The sequence below is a fragment of the Pseudomonas sp. Marseille-Q5299 genome (assembly GCF_943737035.1).
Lineage (GTDB): Bacteria > Pseudomonadota > Gammaproteobacteria > Pseudomonadales > Pseudomonadaceae > Aquipseudomonas > Aquipseudomonas putida_E.
Window position 1 is genome coordinate 146,631 of the sequence record NZ_CALSFR010000004.1, and the last position, 21,662, is coordinate 168,292.

Consider the following 21,662-nt stretch of genomic DNA (forward strand, 5'->3'; position numbering starts at 1 on the left):
GCGCTTGGCTTTGAATCAGCAGGGCCGCTGCGCGGCCCGTCGCTGGCAATCCGGTTCCTGCATTGACCGTGTGGGAGCCGGTTCACCGGCGATGGGCTGCGTAGCAGCCCCAATCAAAGGAGCTGCAAATGAGCGCCAACGTGGACCTGAACGAGCGTCCTGACTACGACGGGGTGCTGCAAACCCTTGCCGATTACGTTCTCACCTACCGCGTCGAATCCCTCGAGGCGCTGGACACCGCGCGCAATTGCCTGATGGACACCCTGGGCTGCGGCCTGTTGGCCCTGCGCTTTCCAGAGTGCACCAAGCACCTCGGCCCGCTGGTGGAGGGAACAGTGGTGCCCAATGGCGCCCGGGTGCCCGGCACCAGCTACCGGCTCGACCCGGTCAAGGCCGCCTGGGATATCGGCTGCACCGTGCGTTGGCTGGATTACAACGACACCTGGCTTGCCGCCGAGTGGGCCCACCCTTCCGATAACCTTGGGGGGATCCTCGCGGTGGCCGATCACCTGTCGCAAAAACGGGTGGCCAAGGGTGAAGGCCCGTTGCTCATGCGTGAAGTGCTCGAGGCGATGGTCATGGCCCATGAGATCCAGGGTGTGCTGGCGCTGGAAAACGCCTTCAATCGTGTCGGCCTCGACCACGTGCTGTTGGTCAAGGTGGCCTCCACGGCCGTGTGCGCCAAGCTGATGGGGGCCAATCGTGAACAACTGCTGTCGGCCCTGTCCCATGCCTTTGTCGATGGCCAGGCGCTACGCACCTACCGCCATGCACCCAACGCTGGCTCGCGCAAGTCGTGGGCCGCCGGCGATGCTTCGAGCCGTGGTGTGCGCCTGGCCGATATCGCGCTGCGTGGCGAGATGGGGGTACCCGGGGTGCTGACCGCGCCGCAGTGGGGCTTTTATGACGTGTCGTTCAGCCATACCAACAAGGACCTGGCGCTCAAGCCGTCTGCCCAGCAGACGCTGCGGGTACCGCAGGCGTTGGCCAGCTACGTGATGGAGAACGTGTTGTTCAAGGTCAGTTTCCCGGCCGAGTTCCACGCCCAGACCGCCTGCGAAGCCGCGGTCAGCCTGCACCCGCAAGTGCGCAACCGCCTGCACGAAGTCGACCGTATCGTCATCACCACCCAGGAATCGGCCATTCGCATCATCTCCAAGGTCGGCCCGCTGGCCAATGCTGCCGATCGCGACCACTGCCTGCAGTACATGGTGGCGGTGCCGCTTATATTCGGCCATCTGGTGGCCGAGCATTACGAAGATGCCTTCCACGCCGCCCACCCGAGCATCGACCGTCTGCGCGAAAAGATGGAGGTGGTCGAGGACCCTCGTTTCAGCCGTGAATACCTGGAGCCGGACAAGCGCTCGATCGCCAATGGCTTGCAGGTGTTCTTCAAGGATGGCAGCAGTACCGAACAGGTGGTGGTGGAGTACCCGGTCGGGCACCGGCGCCGGCGCGGCGAGGGCATCCCTTTGCTGGAGGCCAAGTTCAGGGACAACCTGGCGACGCGGTTTGCGCCTCAGCGTTGCCTGGAGATTTTCGAGCTGTGCGAGGATCAGCAGCGGCTGGAGGGTGCGGCGGTGCACCGGTTTGTGGATTTGTTCGTGATCTGAGGCGAGCAAAAGCAAAAAACCCCGGCATTGATGCCGGGGTTTTTTCTTGTAGCGTACCGCTGATTACGCTTGAACAACCGGGATCTTGGCGTTGGCCGCAGCTTCGCGGAACTCGGCGATCTGGTCGAAGCTCAGGTAGCGGTAGACGTCGGCAGCCATGCTGTCGATGTCTTTCGCGTACTGCATGTACTCCTCGACGGTCGGCAGCTTGCCGATGATCGATGCGACAGCAGCCAGCTCGGCCGATGCCAGGTAGACGTTGGTGGCGTCGCCCAGGCGGTTCGGGAAGTTACGGGTCGAGGTGGAGACCACGGTCGAACCGGTCTGCACGCGTGCCTGGTTACCCATGCACAGCGAGCAGCCTGGCATTTCCATGCGCGCACCGGCCTTGCCGTAGATGCCGTAGTAGCCTTCTTCGGTCAGCTGGTGGGCGTCCATCTTGGTTGGCGGAGCCAGCCACAGACGGGTCGGAATACCGCCCTTGACCTTCTCCAGCAGCTTGCCGGCAGCGCGGAAGTGGCCGATGTTGGTCATGCACGAACCGATGAACACTTCGTCGATCTTCTCGCCCTGTACCGACGACAGCAGGCGGGCGTCGTCCGGGTCGTTCGGCGCGCAGAGCACAGGCTCCTTGACGTCGGCCAGGTCGATTTCGATGATTTCGGCGTATTCGGCATCGGCGTCAGCCGACAGCAGCTCAGGCTTGGCCAGCCAGGCTTCCATGGCCTGGGCGCGACGCTCCAGGGTGCGGGCATCGCCGTAGCCTTCGCCGATCATCCAGCGCAGCAGGGTGATGTTCGACTTCAGGTACTCGGCGATGGCCTTTTCCGGCAGCTTGATGGTGCAGCCGGCAGCGGAACGCTCGGCCGAGGCGTCGGACAGTTCGAACGCTTGCTCGACGGTCAGTTCGTCCAGGCCTTCGATTTCCAGGATGCGGCCGGAGAAGGCGTTTTTCTTGCCTTTCTTCTCGACGGTCAGCAGGCCCTGCTGGATGGCGTAGTAAGGGATGGCATGCACCAGGTCACGCAGGGTGATGCCTGGCTGCAGTTTGCCCTTGAAGCGCACCAGGATCGACTCTGGCATGTCCAGCGGCATGACGCCGGTGGCGGCGGCGAAGGCCACCAGGCCGGAACCGGCCGGGAACGAGATGCCGATCGGGAAACGGGTGTGCGAGTCACCACCGGTACCGACGGTGTCAGGCATCAGCATACGGTTCAGCCAGCTGTGGATGATGCCGTCGCCTGGGCGCAGCGACACGCCGCCACGGGTGCGGATGAAGTCTGGCAGGGTGTGGTGGGTAGTGACGTCGATCGGCTTCGGATAGGCCGCGGTGTGGCAGAACGACTGCATCACCAGGTCAGCGGAGAAGCCCAGGCACGCCAGGTCTTTGAGCTCATCGCGGGTCATCGGGCCAGTGGTGTCCTGGGAGCCGACGGTGGTCATCTTCGGCTCGCAGTAAGCACCTGGGCGCACGCCCTGGCCTTCGGGCAGGCCGCAGGCACGGCCGACCATTTTCTGAGCCAGGGTGAAGCCCTTGCCGGAATCGGCAGGCTGCTCTGGCTTCTTGAACAGGTCGGATGCACCCAGGCCCAGCTCGGTACGGGCTTTTTCGGTCAGGCCACGGCCGACGATCAGCGGGATACGGCCGCCAGCGCGGACTTCATCCAGCAGTACTTCGGTTTTCAGCTCGAAGCTGGTGACCAGCTCGTCGCTGTCGTGACGGCGTACTTCACCTTTGTATGGGTAAACGTCGATGACGTCGCCCATGCCCAGGTTGGTGCAGTCGAATTCGATCGGCAGGGCACCGGCGTCTTCCATGGTGTTGTAGAAGATCGGGGCGATCTTGGTGCCGAAGCAGAAGCCACCGGCGCGCTTGTTCGGCACGTACGGGATGTCGTCGCCGAAGAACCACAGCACCGAGTTGGTGGCGGATTTGCGCGAAGAACCGGTACCGACCACGTCACCGACGTAGGCGACCGGGAAGCCTTTGGCCTTGACCGCTTCGATTTGCGCCAGCGGGCCGACCGAGCCCGGCTGCTGCGGCTCGATGCCGTCGCGGGCCATTTTCAGCATGGCCAGGGCGTGCAGCGGGATGTCAGGGCGCGACCAGGCGTCCGGGGCAGGGGACAGGTCGTCAGTGTTGGTTTCGCCCGGCACTTTGAACACGGTCAGGGTGTACTTGTCGGCGATGGCCGGACGCGAGGTGAACCACTCGCCGGCAGCCCAGGATTCCAGCACGGCCTTGGCGTGAGCGTTGCCCGCCTTGGCTTTTTCGGCCACGTCGTGGAAAGCATCGAACATCAGCAGGGTGTGCTTGAGCTTTTCGGCCGCGACGGCGCCCAGTTCGGCGTCATCCAGCAGCGCGACCAGCGTTTCGATGTTGTAGCCGCCCTGCATGGTGCCCAGCAGCTCGGTGGCGTGCTTGCGGTCGATCAGTGGCGAGTTGGCTTCACCCTTGGCCACGGCAGACAGGAAAGCGGCCTTGACGTAGGCAGCTTCGTCGACTCCTGGTGGAACGCGGTGGGTGATCAGGTCTACGAGGAAGGCTTCTTCGCCGGCCGGCGGGTTTTTCAGCAGCTCGACCAGGCCTGCGGTTTGTTCGGCGTTCAGCGGCTGGGGCACGATACCCAGGGCGGCACGCTCTTCGATGTGTTTGCGGTAGGCTTCAAGCACAGTTATTACCCTCATCAGTGGTCCCTAAAGGGAGTCCGGGACGCTCATCCAGCATTCTCTGCACCCATGCGCCATCACGGCTTCTTGGGCCGCCCAGCCAGGGTCGCAGAGAATCCTTACAGAAGCTGCTTTCAAAGTTTTACGCCTGCAGAACGGGGGCTGATGAGGGCTGGCGCGGGCATGCGAGGGGTGCATGGCCCGGGCCAACGCCGTTCTACCGGATCAACTGTGCTCGTGACGCTTTGAAAACAGCTTCCAACGGACATTGTTGCCTTGAAAAGGCGGGATGATTCTACGGCAAATTGTCGCAGAAGGTAAGGCGGCGAACATGACTTTAACGAGTGACCCTGGTTAGACAAAGGGCTAACATGGGCCTGTGTTCCACCGCCAAGCCGTTGTTTTTCCATGCCCAACCAGTCCATCAAGACCCCTTGCGTCGGCCTTTGCTCCACGGTGTATGGAGACACGGTGTGCCGTGGCTGCAAGCGTTTCCATCACGAAGTCATCCACTGGAACGCTTACGACGACGATCACAAGCGTGCCGTTTTGCTGCGCCTGGAACAGTTGCTGGTGCAGGTGATGATGGCCAAGCTGGAAGTGTTCGATACGAACCTGCTGCGTCAGCAGCTGCAGCAGCGCTCCATCCGCTTTGTCGAGCAGCAGTCTGAGTATTGTTGGGCGTATCAGCTGATTGCACGCGGTGCCCGCCTGATTCGCGACCTGGAAGCGTACGGGATGGCGTTGCTGCCCGAGTTTCGGGACTGGGAGCTGCCGCAGTTGCGCGATGCCATCGACCGCGAATTCTTTTTGTTGTCCGAGGCGCATTACCAGCGCTATATCGCGCCGGGGTTCCTGCGTACCGAACTGAGGTAAGCCTTCTTCCTGCCCCCTGCCTTGAAAAGGCGCCACTGTGCGTTTTTATCGAGCGAAAGGAGTACGGATGATGGCGCAGCTGTGTTTTGAACCGCTGCTGAGTTTTACCGCGACATGCCGCTGGCAATTGCTGGATGCACCGTTGCGGGCCGCCCAGATTGACGATGATGATATCACCCGGCCGTTCTGGGTCGAATTCGATGACTGGAACGGTGACGATGGTTGGCTGATGACCAGCCTGGACTATGGCGAGGAAATGTTGCAATCGTTCCTGATTGACTCGCTATGGGGTCGCGAGGCTCGTAAGCGTGCGTTTTGTGACGTTTTCTGGTTTGGTGTCTATCGACTTGCAACAGGCTTCGTTTACGAGATCCGCCCGGCATATGAGGGCAATAATGTCGACCGTTGGCCTTCACTGGAATACTGGCTCGACGTCAGTCGAAACGGTTATCTGGGCTTTTACCCGGCGCGTTCGGATGCCGGTGTGTGCAAGGACGACCCCGCCAGTCTGGCGTTGCGAGACCCCTTCGGGACATCCGTGGTGCTACCCGCCGACCCGCCTGTCGATCTGGAGACGGCACTGTACAAGCTGACCGCCGGGCGGCGAACGCCACTGTGGCATATCCCTGGCCTGGATCCACAGGAGTTGCAAGAAGGGCAAGTGCTGTTGAACCTGAAGCTCTATAGCGCAGACGGTCGGCAAGTGAGGCGACGGGTGGAGCGGGTTGCATACCTCAACAACCGTCGAGGCGAGCGTGGCCAGTTCAGCCTGCAGGTGTCTAACCCTTGTGTGCCGCCTCACCCTCGTCCGCTCGTTGCCAAGGCTTGACCCCGTGCTCGTGTAGCGCAGCGCCAGTCAATCGCCGCTGTATTCGCAGCCGCTGGTGCAGGTTTCATGAATACGCACCTTGGACAGCTCCGGCAGCAGCGGCTTGACCTGCTCCCAGATCCACTTGGCGATGACCTCGCTGGTGGGGTTTTCCAGGCCTGGAATATCGTTGAGGTAGTTGTGATCCAACTGCTCGTAGATCGGCTTGAAGATCGCCTTGATCTCGGAAAAGTCGCGGATCCAGCCGGTATGCGGGTCAAGCGGGCCGGTCAGATGCAGGCCGACCTTGAACGAGTGGCCATGCAGGCGGCCGCATTTGTGCCCGGCCGGGACGTTAGGCAGGCGGTGGGCCGATTCGAAGGTAAATTCCTTAAAGATTTCCACGGTCAGAACTCTGTGTGTATCGAAGATGCGCGCAGTCTACCAGCATGGTCGCTACAAGGCTTGCAGGCGTTCGTGCAGCCGCCCGGTGGCGATCAGCTCCAGCAGTTCGTCACCCAGCCGCTGGCTTTCGGCAATGGCCTGGTACCAGTAGCGTTTGCGGCTGGGGGCATCGCCCATGAAACGCTTGAAATCGTTGCGGTCGGGCAGCTTGCCGAAGGGCAGTGCGGCCAGGTACTGCGGTGACGGCGTCACCAGCAGCACATTGCGCAGGCGCGTGGCATCGCCCTTGCGCCATGGCAGCGCCTTGTCGAACCAGCCAGGCACGACCTTGTCGGTGAAATGCGGGTAAAGCACCAGGTCGTCGCCGCGGTATGGCAGGTCGAGGTGATAGTCGAGCAAGCCGCCGTCGCGGTAGGTGCCCGCACCCGCACCGGGGATGTCGCGCACGCCTTCCATGACCATCGGGATCGAGCCGGACGCGAGCAGGGCGTGGCGCAGGTTGCCCTGGCCCAGTGGCAGGTAGCGTGAGGGAAAGTCTGTGAGTTGATCCAGCGGCGGGGCGGCACGCTCATCGTGCAGGATGACCCGTTCGAAATGCCGGCCCAGGCGCGAGCGCCCCAGCAGATTGCTGGCGATTACCGAGCCCAGCCCCATCCCCAACCGGCCGCGGTGGTCGTGGGCAAGATGGCCGTGGCTCTTCACCACCAGGATGTTCAGGCGGTAGTACGGGTTTGCCAGGATCTGCCCATCGCGCCCTTGCAGCAGGTCGTCGAGCATCTGCTGGCAGCTGCGGCTGATCTGGGCTGCGGTCACACCTTTGGCGAAGTCCTGTTCGGTATACAGTTCACCGAGGCGGCGGATGCCAGCGATCGGGTCATCGAGGCAGGCGCTGGCGAAGCGCCAGGAGCCGATCGATGCGCCAATCAATGCCCGCTGGCGAGGGGCCGATGGCAGCCACTCGCCAAACAGCGCCAGGTCCAATCCCTGAATCCCCAGCGGCTTGGGCCCGCCAGCGGCGCCTGGCACCACACCGACGTCCGCTGCCTGCAGCCCGCGTTCGCGGATCTGCTGCAGGGCACGTTTGCCGGCCTTCAGGGTCAGAGCCGGGTACTTGATATGGATGGCGCTCATGGACGGCCTCGCAACTCACAGGAGGGCCATTATAGGGAGTCGCTGGTTGATGCGCTGCGCTATCATGGCGCCAGCTATTTTCAGGTTGAGTTAAGGACTGGTGGATAATCTTAACTCCGTAGACAAATTGCACACCTCGATGGAGAGAACCTGATGAAAACTCTGACTGCCATTTTCACTGCCGCTGCGCTTGCTTTCGGTGCCAACGTCGCCCTGGCCAAGGACGTACAGCCTGACGAAGTGGTAAAGCTGGTGAATGCCAAGACCATCAAGTCGCTGGATGAGCTCAAGGCCACTGCCGTTGCCAAGCACCCGGGCGCCACCGTCACCGATTCGGAGCTGGAAAACGAATACGGTCGCTACATCTACAAGGTCGAGATGCGTGACACCCAGAACGTCGAATGGGACGTTGACCTGGACGCCAAGACCGGTGAAGTGCTGAAGGACGAACAGGACCGCTGATGATCCACTTGACCCGGTGGGCGCGCTACCTGGCGCTCTCGCTGCTGGCCGTCTGCTCCTTGGCCGTTGCTCGCGACCTGGATCAGGATGAGGCCCTGCAGTTGCGCCAGAAAGGCGTGATTCTGCCGCTCGAGCAATTGCTCGAGACCGCCCTGGGGCGCCACCCCGGGGCGCGGTTGCTGGAGGCGGAGCTGGAAGAAGACGATGATCGCTACGAATACGAAGTCGAGCTGCTGACCACCGAAGGCGTGGTGCGCGAGATCAAACTCGATGCCAGCACCGGTGCCCTGCTCAAAGACGAGGAAGACGACTGAATGCGCCTGTTGCTTGTCGAGGACAACGTTCCCCTGGCTGACGAGTTGATTGCCGGCCTGCAGCGCCAGGGCTACGCCGTGGACTGGCTGGCCGACGGCCGGGACGCGGTATATCAGGGCCAGAGCGAACCCTACGACTTGATCATTCTGGACCTCGGCCTGCCGGGGTTGCCGGGGCTGGACGTGCTGGCGCAGTGGCGTGCAGCAGGTCTGGCCACGCCGGTGCTGATTCTGACCGCACGGGGGTCATGGGCCGAGCGCATCGAGGGGTTGAAGGCTGGCGCCGACGACTACATGAGCAAGCCCTTCCACCCTGAAGAGCTGCAGTTGCGCATTCAGGCGCTGCTGCGCCGGGCGAAGGGCCTTGCCAACCAGCCCCGTCTTGAAGCCGCCGGGTTGCACCTGGACGAAAGCCGCCAGTGCGTGAGCCGCGAGGGGGTGGACATCCAGCTGACCGCTGCGGAGTTCCGCCTGTTGCGTTACTTCATGCTGCACCCTCAACAGATCCTCTCCAAGAGCCACCTGGCCGAGCACTTGTACGACGGTGAAACCGAGCGTGACTCCAACGTGCTCGAAGTGCACGTCAACCATTTGCGCCGCAAGCTGGGCCGCAGTGTCATCGAGACCCGCCGCGGGCAAGGCTACATCTACGCCGGGAGCACCGGGTGAAATCGATTCAGGCACGCTTGAGCCTGGGCCTTGTAGCCGTATTGGTGGTGGTCGGGGTGGTGCTTGCGCAGCTTACCTTGTGGTTGTTCGAGGCCGGTTTGCAGCGCTATCTGGAAAACGGCCTGCGCAAGGAAAGCGAGAACCTGCTGGTGGCGCTGGTGCGCGGGCCTTCGGGGTTGCAGTTGGATGAGCGGCGCATTTCCGCCGCCTATCAACGGCCGTTTTCCGGTTACTACTTCCGCATCGATTTCGACAAGGGCACCTGGCGCTCGCGCTCTTTATGGGACCTGGACATGCCGAAACCGGCCGCGCCCGGTCTCTCCGATAGCCACGAGCTGGGCCCGGAAGGCCAGCAGTTGCTTGCGCTGCGTGCCGATTACCGGCGGCTGGGCCAGGACATTTCGATCAGCGTCGCCCAGGATTACTCGCCTGTGCGCGAGGGGTTCCGGCGCCTGCAGCAGATCGGCCTGGGGATGGGCCTGGTGGCGCTGATCCTGGTGCTGGTGTTGCAGCGCATCACCGTCACCCGCTCGTTGCGCCCGCTGGAGCGGGCGCGTCAGCAGATTGCTCAATTGCAGCAAGGCCAGCGCTCGCAGCTCGATGCCCAAGTGCCCAGCGAACTGGCACCACTGGTGGGCCAGATCAATCATCTGCTCAGCCATACCGAAGACAGCCTGCGCCGTTCGCGCAACGCGTTGGGCAACCTGGGTCATGCATTGAAGACGCCATTGGCGGTGCTGCTGAGCCTGGCGTCCAGCGAGCGCCTGAATGGCTTGCCCGAAGTGCGTGCGCAACTGCGCGAGCAACTGGAGCAGATCCAGCAGCGCCTGGCACGCGAACTGAACCGGGCGCGCCTGGCCGGGGATGCGCTGCCTGGCGCTCAATTCGACTGCGATACCGAGCTTCCAGGGTTGCTCGCCACCTTGGGAATGATCCATGGCGAAGGCTTGCTGCTCGAGCGCGATGTACCGCCAGGGTTACTGCTGCCTTGGGACCGGGAGGACTTCCTGGAGCTGCTTGGCAACCTGTTGGATAACGCCTGCAAATGGGCTGACAGCGAAGTGCGCCTGGGCATAGCCCCGACCACCGAAGGCTATCAGGTGTGGGTCGACGATGACGGTCCGGGCATACCTGAAAGCCAGCGCCTGCAGGTGCTGGAGCGCGGTTCGCGGCTGGATGAGCAAGTGCATGGGCATGGCCTGGGGCTGGGAATCGTGCGGGATATCGTCGATGCCTGGGGTGGGTCTTTGGCCTTGCTCCAGAGCCCTTTGGGCGGGTTGCGGGTGAGTATCGATTTACCGCGCAAGGTGCGCTGACCCTCTCTGGCCCTGTCGCCGGCAGCAGCACTGCAAAAAAACTGCAGTACAGCCGCATTTTTTTGAATTGGCCCAAGCCCGACACAGGGCGGCACAATCCCCTGACGAAACCCTGCGGTTTCCATCTCTCCACGGACGGAGCCCCTAGGGCCCAGGCCAGTTCGGCTGGGCTTTCTTTTGATCAGAACCACAAACACGATTACTTGAATGACTGCCTTGCGTTCCGAAAGTCGTCTGCAGCGGCTGTTGCCGTCGCCCCTGAATATTCCTCCAAAACAATGGCTGCGTGCCGGCATCGGCGCGCTGCTCGGTTTGTTCCTCGCCGGCTGGTTGACCGGTATGGCCTACGGGCCTGGTATCGCCTTGCACCTGCTGGGCCCTCTTGCGGCTTCGGCAGTGCTGGTGTTCGCCGTGCATTCCGGGCCGTTGGCCCAGCCCTGGCCAGTGCTGGGCAGCTATGCGCTGGCGGGCGCAGTGGGCCTTGCCATGCGCGAGGGGTTCGGCCCCCACCTGTGGGTTGCGGCGGCTGCCTTGGGCATCTCGCTTTTGCTGATGTGCCTGTTGCGCTGCCTGCACCCGCCGGGTGGCGGTGTTGCGGTGAGCGCGGTGCTGGCCGATTCAGGGCTGACGGCGCTGGGCGACCACCTGCTGGAGCCCGTGTTGCTCAACGCGCTGATTCTGGTGACGGTGGCAGTGGTCTACAACCGTTTGACCGGCGTGCATTACCCCAAGGGCGCTGCGCCACGCAAGGACCAGCACCACACCCACGACCCGTTGCCCAGCGAACGGGTCGGGGTCAGTGGTGCGGACCTGGATCAGGCGTTGGAAGAGTTGGGTGAGTTCGTCGACGTCACCCGCGATGAACTGGAGCGCATCATCCTGGCCACCGAGCAGCATGCCCTGCAGCGCAGCCTCGGCGGGATCAGCGCAGCTTCGGTGATGTCCCGCGATGTGCAGTTCGCCGCCCCCGACACCACCCTGGAACAGGCCTGGAAGATGCTCGCCAGTCATCACCTGAAAACCCTGCCGGTGCTGCAAGAGGGCAAGCTGGTGGGTATCGTCAGCCTTAGCGATCTGCTCGGTCCGGCCATGCAACGTGGCCGGTTCAGTTGGCGGGGGCTTTTCGCGGGCAAGGCCGTGCGTATGGAGCAGGTGATGAGCCGGCAGGTCATCAGTGTCAGCAGCCAGCACCCATTGCAACGCCTGCTGCCCCTGCTGTGCGAGCAAGGGCTGCACTGCCTGCCGGTGATCGATGGCGACCAGTTGGTCGGTGTGATCACCCAGACCGACCTGATCGCCGGCCTCAAGCGCCAGCTGCTCAGTGGCGCTGGCAGCGTTTCAGATCAGCGGGTCCCAGCGTTGTGACCAATCGCTGGCGCCGGAGGCCACCAGCCGGCGCAGCACCGCGAAGGCCTGTTGCAGGGCCTCGCTGTCGCGTTTGCGCGGGTAGACAAGGAAGGTCGGGTAGGTGAACTCCGGGGCTTGCGGTACCCGCTCGAATACCCCGCTGTCCAGATACGCCTGCACCACGCGGGTACGGAAATAGCCGCTGCCGCCTTTGTCGAGAATGAACTGCAGGGCCAGCGGCCCGAGGTTGAAGCTCAGCGCCGGTCGCGCGCAGTCGGGCAGGGCGGCGTCGTGCTGGCGGCGGAAGGCCTCGCCCCAGTCGATGTAGATGTACGGGTCGGGTTGCTCGACCCGGCGTATGCGGATCAGCTTCTCTTCCATCAACTGCTCTACCTGCAGGCCCGGACCGTAGGTGGGCTGATAGACCAGTGCGGCGTCCAGCAGGCCCATCTCTACCTTGCGCAGCAAGGACTCACCGTCGCTGACCTCGCTGCGGATGGCGTGGCTGGGTAATGCGCAGTGCAAGGCGCTGACCCAGTCGAGCAGCATCGGGTTGCCCAGGCTCACTTCCGCCCCTACGTGCAGCACCTGCTGGCAGCCCTCAGGCAGCGGCAGGTCGCGGCGCGCCGCTTCCCACGTCTGCACCAGCTGGTTGGCATAGCTGACGAAGGCTTCGCCATCACTGGTCAGGCTGGCGCCGTTGCGGCTACGCACGAACAGCTGGCAGCCCAGTTGCTGCTCAAGGCGCTGCACGCGGGCGGTAATGGCGGTCTGTGACACGAACAGGCGTTCGGCGGCGGCGACGAGGCTGCCGCACCGTACGACTTCCAGAAAGGTTCGGGCCTGCTCGATATCCATGGGCTGCTCTGTGGCGGGGAGGGTGGCCTATTCTAGAGGCTTTGCACCGTTATGGGGCGCTTTCGCCAACGCTGCAAATCTGCATATGCGTTGTGACTTTAGTCCCATGGCAGCCCGGGCGTGGCGGTCCATACTCAAGGCTCGCCCTTCAATAACAACAAGTACCGGGTTGCCATCAACATGACCTACCAGCACAACTACGCTCATTCCATTGCCGACCCTGCTGCCTTTTGGGCCGAACAGGCCAAACATCTGGCCTGGTACCGCAAACCCACCCTGACGCTGCAGGAAAACCCGGACGGCACCCATCGCTGGTTCGCTGATGGCCGCCTGAACAGCTGCTACCTGGCCCTCGATCGGCAAATCGAGCTGGGCCGTGGCGAGCAGATGGCGTTGATCTACGACTCCCCTGTCACCGGTGTGCAGCAGGCGTTCACCTACAACGAGCTGCGTGACGAGGTGGCGCGCCTGGCCGGGTTGCTGCGCCAGCTGGGGGTGGGCAAAGGCGATGGGGTGGTCATCTACATGCCGATGGTGCCGCAGGCGGCCATGGCCATGCTCGCCTGCGCGCGTATCGGTGCGGTGCACTCGGTGGTGTTCGGTGGCTTTGCAGCCAACGAGCTGGCCCTGCGTATCGATGATGCGCGGCCAACGCTGCTGCTGACGGCGTCCTGCGGCCTGGAATTCGATCGGGTGATCGAGTACAAGCCGCTGGTCGACCGCGCACTGCAACTGGCTCACCATCAGCCGCGCCACGTGCTGGTGCTGCAGCGGCCCCAGGCTCGCGCCCGGTTGCAGCCAAACCGCGACCTTGACTGGCAGCAAGCGCTGGTAAATGCCGAGCCGGTGCCTGCGGTCGAGCTGGAGTCGGCAGACCCGCTTTACATCATGTACACCTCTGGTACCACGGGCAAACCCAAGGGCATCGTCCGTGAGAACGGTGGCAACGCGGTCGCCCTCTGTTATGCCATGCGCCACATCTACGGTATGCACGCCGGTGACGTGTGGTGGGGCATTTCCGATGTGGGCTGGGTGGTCGGTCATTCGCTGATCGTCTATGGGCCACTGATGAGCGGCTGCACCACGGTGTTCTACGAAGGCAAGCCGATCCGCACCCCGGATGCGTCGGCCTATTGGCGTGTGGTTGAGCAGTATGGGGTCAATGCCTTGTTCTGTGCGCCGACCGCCATGCGGGCGATCCGTAAGGAGGACCCGGATGGCGAGTTGATCCGGCGACATGACTTGAGCTCGCTGCGCCAGTTGTTCCTGGCGGGGGAAAAGCTCGATTCCAGTACCCACCAATGGCTGGAACGGGTTACCGGCAAGCCGGTGCACGACCATTGGTGGCAGACCGAGACTGGCTGGCCAGTCACCGCGCCATGCGTGGGGCTGGAGGGCAGCGCGGCGCGGCCGGGTTCGAGCAACCGCGCGGTGCCGGGTTATCACGTGCGTGTGCTGGATGACGATGGGCACTTGCTGGGCCCGAACCATCAGGGCGCCATCGTCATCGCTCTGCCGCTGCCGCCCGGTTGCAGCCAGACCTTGTGGGGCGATCATGAGCGCTACCTGCAGGCTTATCTGCAGACTTACCCGGGTTACTACCACACCGGTGATGGTGGCTACCTGGATGACGATGGCTTCGTCTACATCATGGGTCGAACCGATGATGTGATCAACGTCTCCGGCCATCGCCTTTCCACCGGCGAGATGGAGGACCTGGTGGCGTGCCACCCTGCGGTGGCCGAATGCGCGGTAATCGGTGTGCATGACGAGATCAAGGGCCAGGTGCCCTTGGCGCTGGTAGTGCTCAAGGACGGGGAGGGCATTACCGAGGCGCAACTGTTGGTGGACTTGGTGGGCAGGGTGCGTGAAGCGATCGGCGCGTTGGCCTGCTTCAACCGGGTGCGCTTGGTGAAACGGCTGCCCAAGACCCGCTCGGGCAAGATCCTGCGGGCGGTGCTGCGCAAAATTGCCGATGGCCAGGCGTATGTGCCGCCCTCGACACTGGATGATCCGGCGGTGCTCAGAGAGATCGAAGCGGTGCTGGCGGATCTGCCCAGGGCAGGCTGACCGGTTGGCCTGGCTAGCGCGTGAATGCGAGGGTTCAGCCGATGAAGTCCTCCGGCCCCACCTGATGCAACTGCCCCAGCCGGCTGCGGGTGCGCATCAGGTCGGCAATGGTGCCGCCAAGGCTCTCTTCCAGCCGCCGCTGCCCGATCACCGTCACCTGGCAGTCCTGATCGTACAGCACATCCACCAGGTTGACGAAGCGCTGCTGCGCTGCCAATGAGCACTCCGAGAGGTCATCCAGCCCGTCGATGATCCAGGCATCATATTGCTGGGCAAGCTGCAGATAATCGATCACTGCTGTGGGCTGCTCGCACAGGTCGTCAAAGGCGAACATCACCAGCCTGCCGTGACTGGCGAGCGCGCGAAGGTTGCGTTTGTTCACCTCAAGCGTGAGCGGGTGCGCGGGCGGCACCTTCAGCGCAAGGCGCTGGGCCGCATCGCCCGGCCATACATAGTGGCCCTGGGTAAAGCGCTGGTGTTCGCGGTTGGCCGGCAGGCTGCGAAAGTCTGTGTCGCCGCCCACTTCAAGGACCTCCATGCGGCCATGGATCAGGCGGATCACCGGCAGGAATCGCTCGTGATACAGCGGGTTGGGCAGCAGGCCCTCGGGTGCGTAGTTCGAAGTCACCAGCAAGAAGATGCCACGCGCGAACAAGGCATTGAACAGGCGGGTGAGCAGCATGGCATCACCGATGTCATGCACATGGAATTCGTCGAAACACAGCACCTTGCAGTCGCCCAGCAATGCGTCCAGCGTGGCGCCCAGGGCATCGTCAAGCAGCCTGTGACGGTGCATGCCCTGGTGCAGGCGGGCAAAAAAATCATGGAAGTGCAGGCGTTTTTTCGCCTCGATCGGCACAGCCTGGAAGAAACCGTCCAGCAGCCAGCTCTTGCCGCGGCCAACCGACCCGTACAAGTAAAGGCTGCGTGGTTCGCCGGGCAAGCGGGCAAGCTGCTCGGCCATGGCCTGGATGACCCGGCGCTGGCCCGCGCTGAGCTGATAGCCACGGCTGCGCGCCTTGTCTTCGAACCATGCGAGCAGTTCGCTCTGGCTGGAGGTGGCGGGTCGCAGGCGTTGGCCCAGTTGGCGCAGGGGGGAGGGGATCCAGGCAGACAAAAGCTAAGCTCCTTGGGCACAGGAAGGTCAGCGCGCAGCTTGCCCCAGGTCGGCCCTTTTAACCAATAGAAAAAGTGCGGGGCTTCTATCAGTTGGCCGGATAACTCAAACCTTGCGTTCCAGCTGACGCTCGATCATGTACTTGATGGCCAGCCGGCGCTCCTTGAGGTGGCGCAGGTCGTCGTCCTGAAAGTTACCTGCTGAAATCGCCTCGGCAGCCAGTACCTGGTTGTCGATGTCGACGTACTCGTCGAGCATTCGGTCAAGGGTCTTGTCCTGTTGACGGCGCTGCTGGACGATCTCGCGGGGGTAGTGCAGGTCCTGGTACAGGTCGTGGGAAACGGGCATGGCATCCTCCTTGGTCAATGCAAATGGCTTATCTGATTGGAAGGGCGCGATGCGATTGTGTTGAAGCCAAGCGGATTAAATGCGACGGATGGTCGTTTTGCGGCGTGTGAACGGCCCGCAAAACACTAACCTGCTGTTTTAAAGCATTTTTTTTGCGCAAGGGGCTTCCCAGGTGCAAAGAATGTTGTTAAAGTGCCGCGCATTCCAAGACAACAACCCAGTTGTCACTCAGTTGGAATGGTCAGAGCAGCTAACGCTGCATCCGATACAGGGGCGTCGCCAAGCGGTAAGGCAGCAGGTTTTGATCCTGCCATGCGTTGGTTCGAATCCAGCCGCCCCTGCCATTTTCTCGTTAAACATCCATTCCTGATTCAGTGCAGATGATATCGGCGCTGGGTTTTTTCGTTTCTGGCGTTTGCGCAGGCCCATCGTCGACTGACGACAATGGGCCCTGTCAGCTACAGCGCGATTACCTGTTCACCCGCAGCAGTTCATCCAGCACGCGGGCCAGTTCCTCAGCCTGCACCGGCTTCTGCATCACCAGGCTGTCCGGCAAATCCAGCCCTTCCAGCTCGGCATACCCGGTCAGAAACACCACCGGCAAGCGCGGATGCCGTTCACGTGCGGCCAAAGCCAGTTGGGCACCGTTGAATTCGGGCATGGCAAAGTCGGTCAGCAACAAGTCGATCTCGTCGTCCAGCTGGGCCAATGCCTGTTCGCCGCTGTGTGCCTGGCGTACCTGATAGCCGTACTGGCGCAACACATCGCCGAGCATGTCGCGCACCAGGTGGTCGTCATCCACCAGCAGCACCGTGCGGTCGCGGCCACTGTCGCTGATGGACTGCGACGCAGCCGGGATCACCGGGTCCGCCGCCAGCTCATGCTTCACTGCGGGCAGGTAAACGGCAACCTGGGTGCCATGCCCAGGCGCGGTGTCGATGCGCACACCGCCACCAGACTGCTTGGCAAAGCCGAACACCTGGGCCAGCCCCAGGCCCGAGCCTTTGCCGATGTCCTTGGTGGTGAAGAAGGGTTCGAACACCTTGGCCACCACCTCTTCGCTCATGCCGCAGCCGGTGTCGCGGATGCTCAGCATCACGTACTCGCCCGGCTCCGGGTCTTCCGGCCGCTGCGGGCGGGCCTTGATCCGGGTATTGCGTGTGGCCAGCGTCAACTGGCCACCGTCGGGCATGGCGTCGCGGGCGTTGATCGCCAGGTTGAGAATGATCATTTCGGTCTGGGTCGGGTCGGTCAGCGCTTGCCACAGGCTGTGGTCCAGGTCCAGGCGCACAGAAATGCTCCCGCCCAAGGTGCGGCGCAGCAATTCCTCCAGGCCGCCCAAGGTGCGGTTGAGGTTCAGCGGTACCGGTTCCAGGCGCTGGCGGCGGGAGAAGGCGAGCAGCTGTGAGGTCAGCTTGGCGCCGCGTTCACCCGCCTCGCGGATATGCGTCAGGCGTTTGCGCGCTTTTTCCAGGTCACCTTTGTCCAGGTCGCGCTCAAGGAAGCTTGAGCCGGTAAGGATGACTGTCAGCAGATTATTGAAGTCGTGTGCAACACCCGCCGTGAGCTGGCCGACCGCCTCCAGCCGTTGCATCTGCTGCAACGCTGCCTCTATGCGCTCGCGCTCGGTGATCTGTTCGCGCAGGCGGTCGTTGGCGTCGGCCAGGCCCATGGCTGCTTCGCGCTCGCTGGTGATGTCGCGGGCTACCACATAGAGCAGCGTGTCTTCCGGTACCACCACCCATGACAGCCAGCGCAACTGGCCGCCTGCATGCTGGATACGGCCGACGAAGCGCGCGCTGGTGCGGCCATGGGCGAGGGCGGCGAGTTCGGTCAGCAGCGCTTCTTGGTCCGGTTCGGGCAGCAACTGCAATAACGAGGTCTGGCTCAGGCGTTCGCGCGAGAAACCCAGGCTGGCCTCCCAGGCAGGGTTCAGTGCGACCGGTGTGAGGTCTTTGTTGAGCACCGCGAGCAAGTCCTGGGAAAGCTCCCAGGCCCGGTCACGCTCGCGGGTACGGCGCTCGACCCGCTCGCCGAGCATTTCGTTGAGCTGTTTGAGCGCCTGGGTCGCCAGGCGCTGGGCGTGGATGTCCTGCAATACGCCCGAAAAGCGTGTGCAGCGGCCATCGACAAACTGGCTCTGACCGCTGCTGAGCAGCCAGCGCGGTTCCAGGCCGTTGGGTTGGGCAATGCGAAATTCGGCCCGGTAAAGCCCGTCGCTGTCCGGGCGCATGGCGTATTCCACCGTTTCGCGCACCCGTTGCACGTCTTCTGGATAGATGCCGGCATAGAAAACGTCAAGGCTCATCTCGGTGTCTACCGGCAGACCGAACAGCGTCTTGCAGCGGTCGTCCCAGATCAGCAGCCCTTCTTCCGGGCGAAAGTCCCAGGTACCCATGCCGGCTGCATCGATGGCAATCCGGGCGCGTGCCTCAAGGTCCGCAAGGGCTTCTTCGGCACGGCGCCGACGCTGACGTTCCTGCACTTCGGTAAGCGCCCTGCGCACTGCCTTGGGCAGCAACGACAGGTTTTTCTTCAGTACATAGTCGGTGGCACCCAGGCGGATCATTTCCACCGCGTGCTCCTCACCGTATATGCCCGACAGGAAGATGAACGGCGTATCCGGCGCCAGGCGCTGGGCGATGGCCAGCACGTCGGTACCGGACGAGCCGGGCAGCACGCAGTCGCAAAGGATCAGGTCATAGCTGGCTTCGTGCAGGGCATGCTCGGCGGCGACATGATCGAATACCAGCTGCGACTGCAGCTGCAGTCCGCTGCGCTCCAGGCTCAGCAAGGTCAGCTCGGCATCCAGCGAGCTGTCTTCGACCATCAGTAATTTGAGCGGCGTTGGCAGCATGTTCGCGGCGGGCCTCAGTTGCTGCCACGCCGGTTAAGGCGTAGCGAGCCAGGTGGTGGTTCGTTGAGCACGGCCCAGAACACGCCGAGGTCGGAAATCGCCGCGACGAACTCCTTGAACTCCACGGGCTTGACCACGTAGGCATTGACCCCCAGTTCATAAGCCCGCAGCAAGTCGGGCTCTTCCCGCGACGAGGTCAGCATCACCGTCGGGATGCTGCGCAGCTCGGGGGTGGCACGCACCTCCCTTAGCACTTCCAGGCCATCGACCTTGGGCAGTTTCAGGTCCAGTAGCAACACGGCGGGGTTGCCGTCGTCGCGCGCGGCATAGGCGTTACGCCGTAGCAGATAGTCGAGGGCATCAGCGCCGTCGCGCAGAACGATGACCTCGTTGGCCAACTGGCTACGCTCCAGGGCCAGGAGCGTCAGCTCCAGGTCCCGGGGGTTGTCTTCTACCAGCAGGATAGGTTTGAGCATGATTGAACCGGTGCCTCAGTTTGTTTCTGGATGACGTGGAAGAGTGAAATGGAAGCTGGCGCCCTGGTCGACCTGGCCTTGGGCCCAGACTCGGCCATCATGGCGCTCGATGATCCGCCGCACGCTGGCCAGACCTATTCCGGTGCCCTCGAAATCCTCCATGCGGTGCAGCCGCTGGAACACCCCGAAGAGTTTGTTGGCATAGGCCATGTCGAAGCCCACGCCATTATCGCGAATATAGACTTCGATTTCCTCCGCGTGCTGGTGTGCGCCGATTTCGATGCGCGCAGGTTCGCGGCCACGGGTGTACTTGATAGCGTTGGCGATCAGATTATGCAGCGCCAGGTTGATGAACGCCGGGTCACCGATCACCTTGGGCAGCGGTGCGACGTCCCAGACGATCTCGCGCCCTTCATAATCGGGCGCCAGTTCCTGGCGGATGGCTTCTACAAGCGCATTGAGGTCAACATCCGACAGGCGTAGGGCCGAGCGGCCCATCTGCGAGAAGTTGAGCAGGTTATCCACCAGGCTGCCGGCGAACTGCGCAGCTTCCTCGATGTGCTTGAGAAAGCGCCGGCCGCGTTCACTCAGGCCCTGGCCTTCGATCTCGCCTAGCAGTTCGGTGTAACCGGCGATATGCCGCAACGGTGCGCGCAGGTCGTGGGACACGCTGTAGCTGAAGGCTTCGAGCTCCTTGTTCGAACGGCGCAGCTCGTTGGCCAGTTGCGCCAGCTCTTCGGCCTTGCGCAGGACAATGCCGAGCACGGCGGTGCGCAGTTCGACCACGCCTTCGATCGTCAGCGGGTCCCACGGCTCGCAGTAACCGCCCAGCTGTTCCTGCCAGTGTTCGAAGCTGTGCCGCGGGTTCAGCGCGCCCTGCGGGCCTATCTGTTTGTCGGGCCGTCCGGCCCAGTTGACCGTGCGCACCTGCTCGGGGCGGAACCACAGCAGGTAGTGCGAGTGGATCTGAGAAATGGCCACTGCCAGCACGCCACCGGCATGCTCGGCCAGCTCGGGCAGTTCGTCGATGTCGCGGCGCACGTTGTCACTGTGGAACACCGTCTCATCATGACGCTGGGCCAGCCAGTGCACCAGCGCAGTGACCTGCGCTGCCGGCGGCGTCTGGCCAATCAGGTCGCAGCGCTCGGCGGAAATGACCGCTGCGCCGCTTGCCCCGGCGAAGGCCAGCAGCACCTCGGGCTGCGCGCGCAGGCCCTCGCTGACACTGTCATGGTCGGCCATCGAGGAGATCATGCGTACGATGTGCTGGCGCAGGTCGAGCAGCTTCCGGGTATTGGCGTGGGCCTCACGCGACTCGATCTGCAGCGACAGCACACTGGCCAGCAGCTCGCAGGCTGTGCGGGTGCGCAGGTCGACCGGTCGAGGTTGCTCGTGGTGGCACGACACCAGCCCCCACAGTTGCCCATCGACCACGATCGACAGTGACATCGACGCCAGGGTGCCCATGTTGCGCATGTACTGCAGGTGCACCGGCGATACGCTGCGCAACGCGGCGAAGCTCATGTCCAGCGGTTTGCCGGTGCGCGGGTTGGCCGCCGGCACCAGCGGTGAGGCCTGGTAGTCGGCATCTTCGATCACACGAATGCGGTTGACCCGATAGAGCTCGCGGGCCTGGCGGGGAATGTCCGACGCTGGGAAGCACAAACCCAAGTAGCGTGGATAGCCGGCATCAGCCACTTCAGCGAGCACCTGGCCATTGCCCTCTTTATCGAAGCTGTAGGCCTTGACCCGGCCAAAACCGGTGATTCGCTTTATCTGCAATACAGTCTGCTGCAGCAACGCTTCCAGGGTTGCGGCGTTGTTCAGGCTACTGACGAAACCCCGCACCAGGGGGTAATAATCGCCTTGGTCGACCGGGCCGACAGGCTGACGAACGGGCTCGAACTCAGCGATCAGTACCTGATCATGGCGATGGGTCAGCAGGCGCAGCCGGTCGTTGCAGGGTGCCCCATTGCGCAGGAGCACATCGCCGATGTGGAAGGGGAATACATCGTCGCCGGGCAGGCGCTCAAGATGGGAACGCAGATCGAAACTGTCGCTGACCACGTCGGCGAAGGTGCATCCCACCAGCTCAAGGGCGGGCACACCGAGCCAGCGTTCGACATTGTCGCTGGCCTGGAGGATACGCAGGTCCTGTTCATCCAGCACCAGCAGAAAACCATGTGGCTGGATGCTGCCGGGTACCTGGATCGGCTCCTGGGCGCAGCGTTCCACGGCTTCGGCGAGTGCGATGTCGGTGGTCGTCAATGGATACGCTCCTGTCATGTTCGTCCATGCATGGCGCGCATGCGTCTGATGCGGGCT

At 63.0% G+C, this 21,662-nt stretch carries 18 protein-coding genes and 1 tRNA gene; 10 read left to right on the forward strand and 9 right to left on the reverse strand.

Going from position 1 to position 21,662, the window contains the following annotated elements; all coding sequences use genetic code 11:
• The first annotated feature begins 128 nt into the window (after positions 1 to 128).
• Positions 129 to 1,613, forward strand: coding sequence for a 2-methylcitrate dehydratase (gene prpD, locus NGJ21_RS13485; protein WP_115275354.1), 1,485 nt, complete (start codon positions 129 to 131; stop codon positions 1,611 to 1,613).
• A 63-nt stretch (positions 1,614 to 1,676) separates the two neighbouring features.
• Here prpD and acnB read toward each other — a convergent pair whose 3' ends face one another.
• A complete protein-coding gene (gene acnB / locus NGJ21_RS13490) occupies positions 1,677 to 4,286 on the reverse strand; it encodes a bifunctional aconitate hydratase 2/2-methylisocitrate dehydratase (protein ID WP_046787308.1) in 2,610 nt (869 codons plus the stop codon).
• Between the two features lie 405 nt (positions 4,287 to 4,691).
• Here acnB and NGJ21_RS13495 point away from each other — a divergent pair, with 405 nt between their 5' ends.
• A complete protein-coding gene (locus NGJ21_RS13495; protein ID WP_046787307.1) occupies positions 4,692 to 5,159 on the forward strand; it encodes a DUF1289 domain-containing protein in 468 nt (155 codons plus the stop codon).
• A gap of 67 nt (positions 5,160 to 5,226) precedes the next feature.
• Positions 5,227 to 5,988: a hypothetical protein gene (locus NGJ21_RS13500; protein WP_251962206.1), complete on the forward strand. Its 762-nt coding sequence runs from the start codon at positions 5,227 to 5,229 to the stop codon at positions 5,986 to 5,988.
• Positions 5,989 to 6,015: 27 nt separating this feature from the next.
• On the opposite strand, the gene queD is transcribed toward NGJ21_RS13500, so the two are convergent.
• Together queD and NGJ21_RS13510 are read right to left on the reverse strand one after the other, a co-directional pair.
• The gene (gene queD / locus NGJ21_RS13505) at positions 6,016 to 6,372 is read right to left on the reverse strand and encodes a 6-carboxytetrahydropterin synthase QueD (protein WP_012313684.1); all 357 of its coding nucleotides are present in this window, start codon (positions 6,370 to 6,372) and stop codon (positions 6,016 to 6,018) included.
• A 51-nt stretch (positions 6,373 to 6,423) separates the two neighbouring features.
• Positions 6,424 to 7,503 carry a hypothetical protein gene (locus tag NGJ21_RS13510; protein ID WP_046787305.1) on the reverse strand — a complete coding sequence of 360 codons (1,080 nt, stop codon included), beginning with the start codon at positions 7,501 to 7,503 and terminating at the stop codon, positions 6,424 to 6,426.
• A gap of 153 nt (positions 7,504 to 7,656) precedes the next feature.
• On the opposite strand from NGJ21_RS13510, the gene NGJ21_RS13515 reads away from it, so the two are divergent.
• The 5 genes from NGJ21_RS13515 to NGJ21_RS13535 all read left to right on the forward strand — a co-directional run bounded on the left by NGJ21_RS13515 (position 7,657) and on the right by NGJ21_RS13535 (position 11,629).
• The gene (locus NGJ21_RS13515) at positions 7,657 to 7,965 is read left to right on the forward strand and encodes a PepSY domain-containing protein (RefSeq protein WP_012313686.1); all 309 of its coding nucleotides are present in this window, start codon (positions 7,657 to 7,659) and stop codon (positions 7,963 to 7,965) included.
• Entirely contained in the window at positions 7,965 to 8,279 is a 315-nt protein-coding gene (locus tag NGJ21_RS13520) for a PepSY domain-containing protein (protein ID WP_115275351.1), read from the forward strand. The genes NGJ21_RS13515 and NGJ21_RS13520 overlap by 1 nt, the downstream gene beginning before the upstream one ends.
• A complete protein-coding gene (locus NGJ21_RS13525) occupies positions 8,280 to 8,948 on the forward strand; it encodes a response regulator transcription factor (RefSeq protein WP_115275350.1) in 669 nt (222 codons plus the stop codon). It abuts the gene before it with no gap.
• Complete coding sequence (locus NGJ21_RS13530) at positions 8,945 to 10,264, forward strand: ATP-binding protein (RefSeq protein WP_177010482.1); 1,320 nt, start codon at positions 8,945 to 8,947, stop codon at positions 10,262 to 10,264. Before NGJ21_RS13525 ends, NGJ21_RS13530 begins: the two co-directional genes overlap by 4 nt.
• Positions 10,265 to 10,471: 207 nt before the next feature.
• Positions 10,472 to 11,629: an HPP family protein gene (locus NGJ21_RS13535; RefSeq protein ID WP_119688618.1), complete on the forward strand. Its 1,158-nt coding sequence runs from the start codon at positions 10,472 to 10,474 to the stop codon at positions 11,627 to 11,629.
• On the opposite strand, the gene NGJ21_RS13540 is transcribed toward NGJ21_RS13535, so the two are convergent.
• Positions 11,603 to 12,469 carry a LysR family transcriptional regulator gene (locus tag NGJ21_RS13540; protein WP_039602801.1) on the reverse strand — a complete coding sequence of 289 codons (867 nt, stop codon included), beginning with the start codon at positions 12,467 to 12,469 and terminating at the stop codon, positions 11,603 to 11,605. The two genes, NGJ21_RS13535 and NGJ21_RS13540, sit on opposite strands and share 27 nt — an antisense overlap.
• Positions 12,470 to 12,649: 180 nt before the next feature.
• Here NGJ21_RS13540 and NGJ21_RS13545 point away from each other — a divergent pair, with 180 nt between their 5' ends.
• The gene (locus NGJ21_RS13545) at positions 12,650 to 14,539 is read left to right on the forward strand and encodes a propionyl-CoA synthetase (protein WP_251962400.1); all 1,890 of its coding nucleotides are present in this window, start codon (positions 12,650 to 12,652) and stop codon (positions 14,537 to 14,539) included.
• 34 nt (positions 14,540 to 14,573) lie between these two features.
• Here the strand turns inward: NGJ21_RS13545 and zapE are convergent, their stop codons facing one another.
• Positions 14,574 to 15,656 (reverse strand): cell division protein ZapE, encoded by a 1,083-nt coding sequence (gene zapE, locus NGJ21_RS13550; protein ID WP_251962207.1) that lies wholly within the window; start codon positions 15,654 to 15,656, stop codon positions 14,574 to 14,576.
• A gap of 105 nt (positions 15,657 to 15,761) precedes the next feature.
• Positions 15,762 to 16,004 (reverse strand): hypothetical protein, encoded by a 243-nt coding sequence (locus tag NGJ21_RS13555; RefSeq protein WP_039602799.1) that lies wholly within the window; start codon positions 16,002 to 16,004, stop codon positions 15,762 to 15,764.
• 269 nt (positions 16,005 to 16,273) lie between these two features.
• On the opposite strand from NGJ21_RS13555, the gene NGJ21_RS13560 reads away from it, so the two are divergent.
• Positions 16,274 to 16,348: transfer RNA gene (locus NGJ21_RS13560), tRNA-Gln, on the forward strand.
• Positions 16,349 to 16,473: 125 nt separating this feature from the next.
• Here NGJ21_RS13560 and NGJ21_RS13565 read toward each other — a convergent pair.
• Genes NGJ21_RS13565 through NGJ21_RS13575 form a run of 3 tightly spaced genes read right to left on the reverse strand, consistent with a single transcriptional unit; the run spans position 16,474 to position 21,623 of the window.
• Complete coding sequence (locus NGJ21_RS13565; RefSeq protein ID WP_115275346.1) at positions 16,474 to 18,861, reverse strand: PAS domain-containing hybrid sensor histidine kinase/response regulator; 2,388 nt, start codon at positions 18,859 to 18,861, stop codon at positions 16,474 to 16,476.
• Positions 18,862 to 18,875: 14 nt separating this feature from the next.
• Complete coding sequence (locus tag NGJ21_RS13570) at positions 18,876 to 19,337, reverse strand: response regulator (RefSeq protein WP_046787299.1); 462 nt, start codon at positions 19,335 to 19,337, stop codon at positions 18,876 to 18,878.
• 15 nt (positions 19,338 to 19,352) lie between these two features.
• Complete coding sequence (locus NGJ21_RS13575) at positions 19,353 to 21,623, reverse strand: ATP-binding protein (protein WP_046787298.1); 2,271 nt, start codon at positions 21,621 to 21,623, stop codon at positions 19,353 to 19,355.
• Positions 21,624 to 21,662: the final 39 nt, after the last annotated feature.

What these genes read in the sequence shown, in the direction of transcription:
- NGJ21_RS13525 (WP_115275350.1), top strand. Translation starts at nt 8,280, where the DNA reads ATGCGCCTGTTGCTTGTCGAGGACAACGTTCCCCTGGCTGACGAGTTG.
- NGJ21_RS13500 (WP_251962206.1), top strand. Translation starts at nt 5,227, where the DNA reads ATGATGGCGCAGCTGTGTTTTGAACCGCTGCTGAGTTTTACCGCGACA.
- NGJ21_RS13570 (WP_046787299.1), bottom strand. Translation starts at nt 19,337, where the DNA reads ATGCTCAAACCTATCCTGCTGGTAGAAGACAACCCCCGGGACCTGGAG.
- prpD (WP_115275354.1), top strand. Translation starts at nt 129, where the DNA reads ATGAGCGCCAACGTGGACCTGAACGAGCGTCCTGACTACGACGGGGTG.
- NGJ21_RS13520 (WP_115275351.1), top strand. Translation starts at nt 7,965, where the DNA reads ATGATCCACTTGACCCGGTGGGCGCGCTACCTGGCGCTCTCGCTGCTG.
- NGJ21_RS13510 (WP_046787305.1), bottom strand. Translation starts at nt 7,503, where the DNA reads ATGAGCGCCATCCATATCAAGTACCCGGCTCTGACCCTGAAGGCCGGC.
- NGJ21_RS13565 (WP_115275346.1), bottom strand. Translation starts at nt 18,861, where the DNA reads ATGCTGCCAACGCCGCTCAAATTACTGATGGTCGAAGACAGCTCGCTG.
- NGJ21_RS13535 (WP_119688618.1), top strand. Translation starts at nt 10,472, where the DNA reads ATGACTGCCTTGCGTTCCGAAAGTCGTCTGCAGCGGCTGTTGCCGTCG.
- NGJ21_RS13540 (WP_039602801.1), bottom strand. Translation starts at nt 12,469, where the DNA reads ATGGATATCGAGCAGGCCCGAACCTTTCTGGAAGTCGTACGGTGCGGC.
- NGJ21_RS13545 (WP_251962400.1), top strand. Translation starts at nt 12,650, where the DNA reads ATGACCTACCAGCACAACTACGCTCATTCCATTGCCGACCCTGCTGCC.
- NGJ21_RS13555 (WP_039602799.1), bottom strand. Translation starts at nt 16,004, where the DNA reads ATGCCCGTTTCCCACGACCTGTACCAGGACCTGCACTACCCCCGCGAG.
- NGJ21_RS13575 (WP_046787298.1), bottom strand. Translation starts at nt 21,623, where the DNA reads ATGACAGGAGCGTATCCATTGACGACCACCGACATCGCACTCGCCGAA.
- NGJ21_RS13515 (WP_012313686.1), top strand. Translation starts at nt 7,657, where the DNA reads ATGAAAACTCTGACTGCCATTTTCACTGCCGCTGCGCTTGCTTTCGGT.
- NGJ21_RS13495 (WP_046787307.1), top strand. Translation starts at nt 4,692, where the DNA reads ATGCCCAACCAGTCCATCAAGACCCCTTGCGTCGGCCTTTGCTCCACG.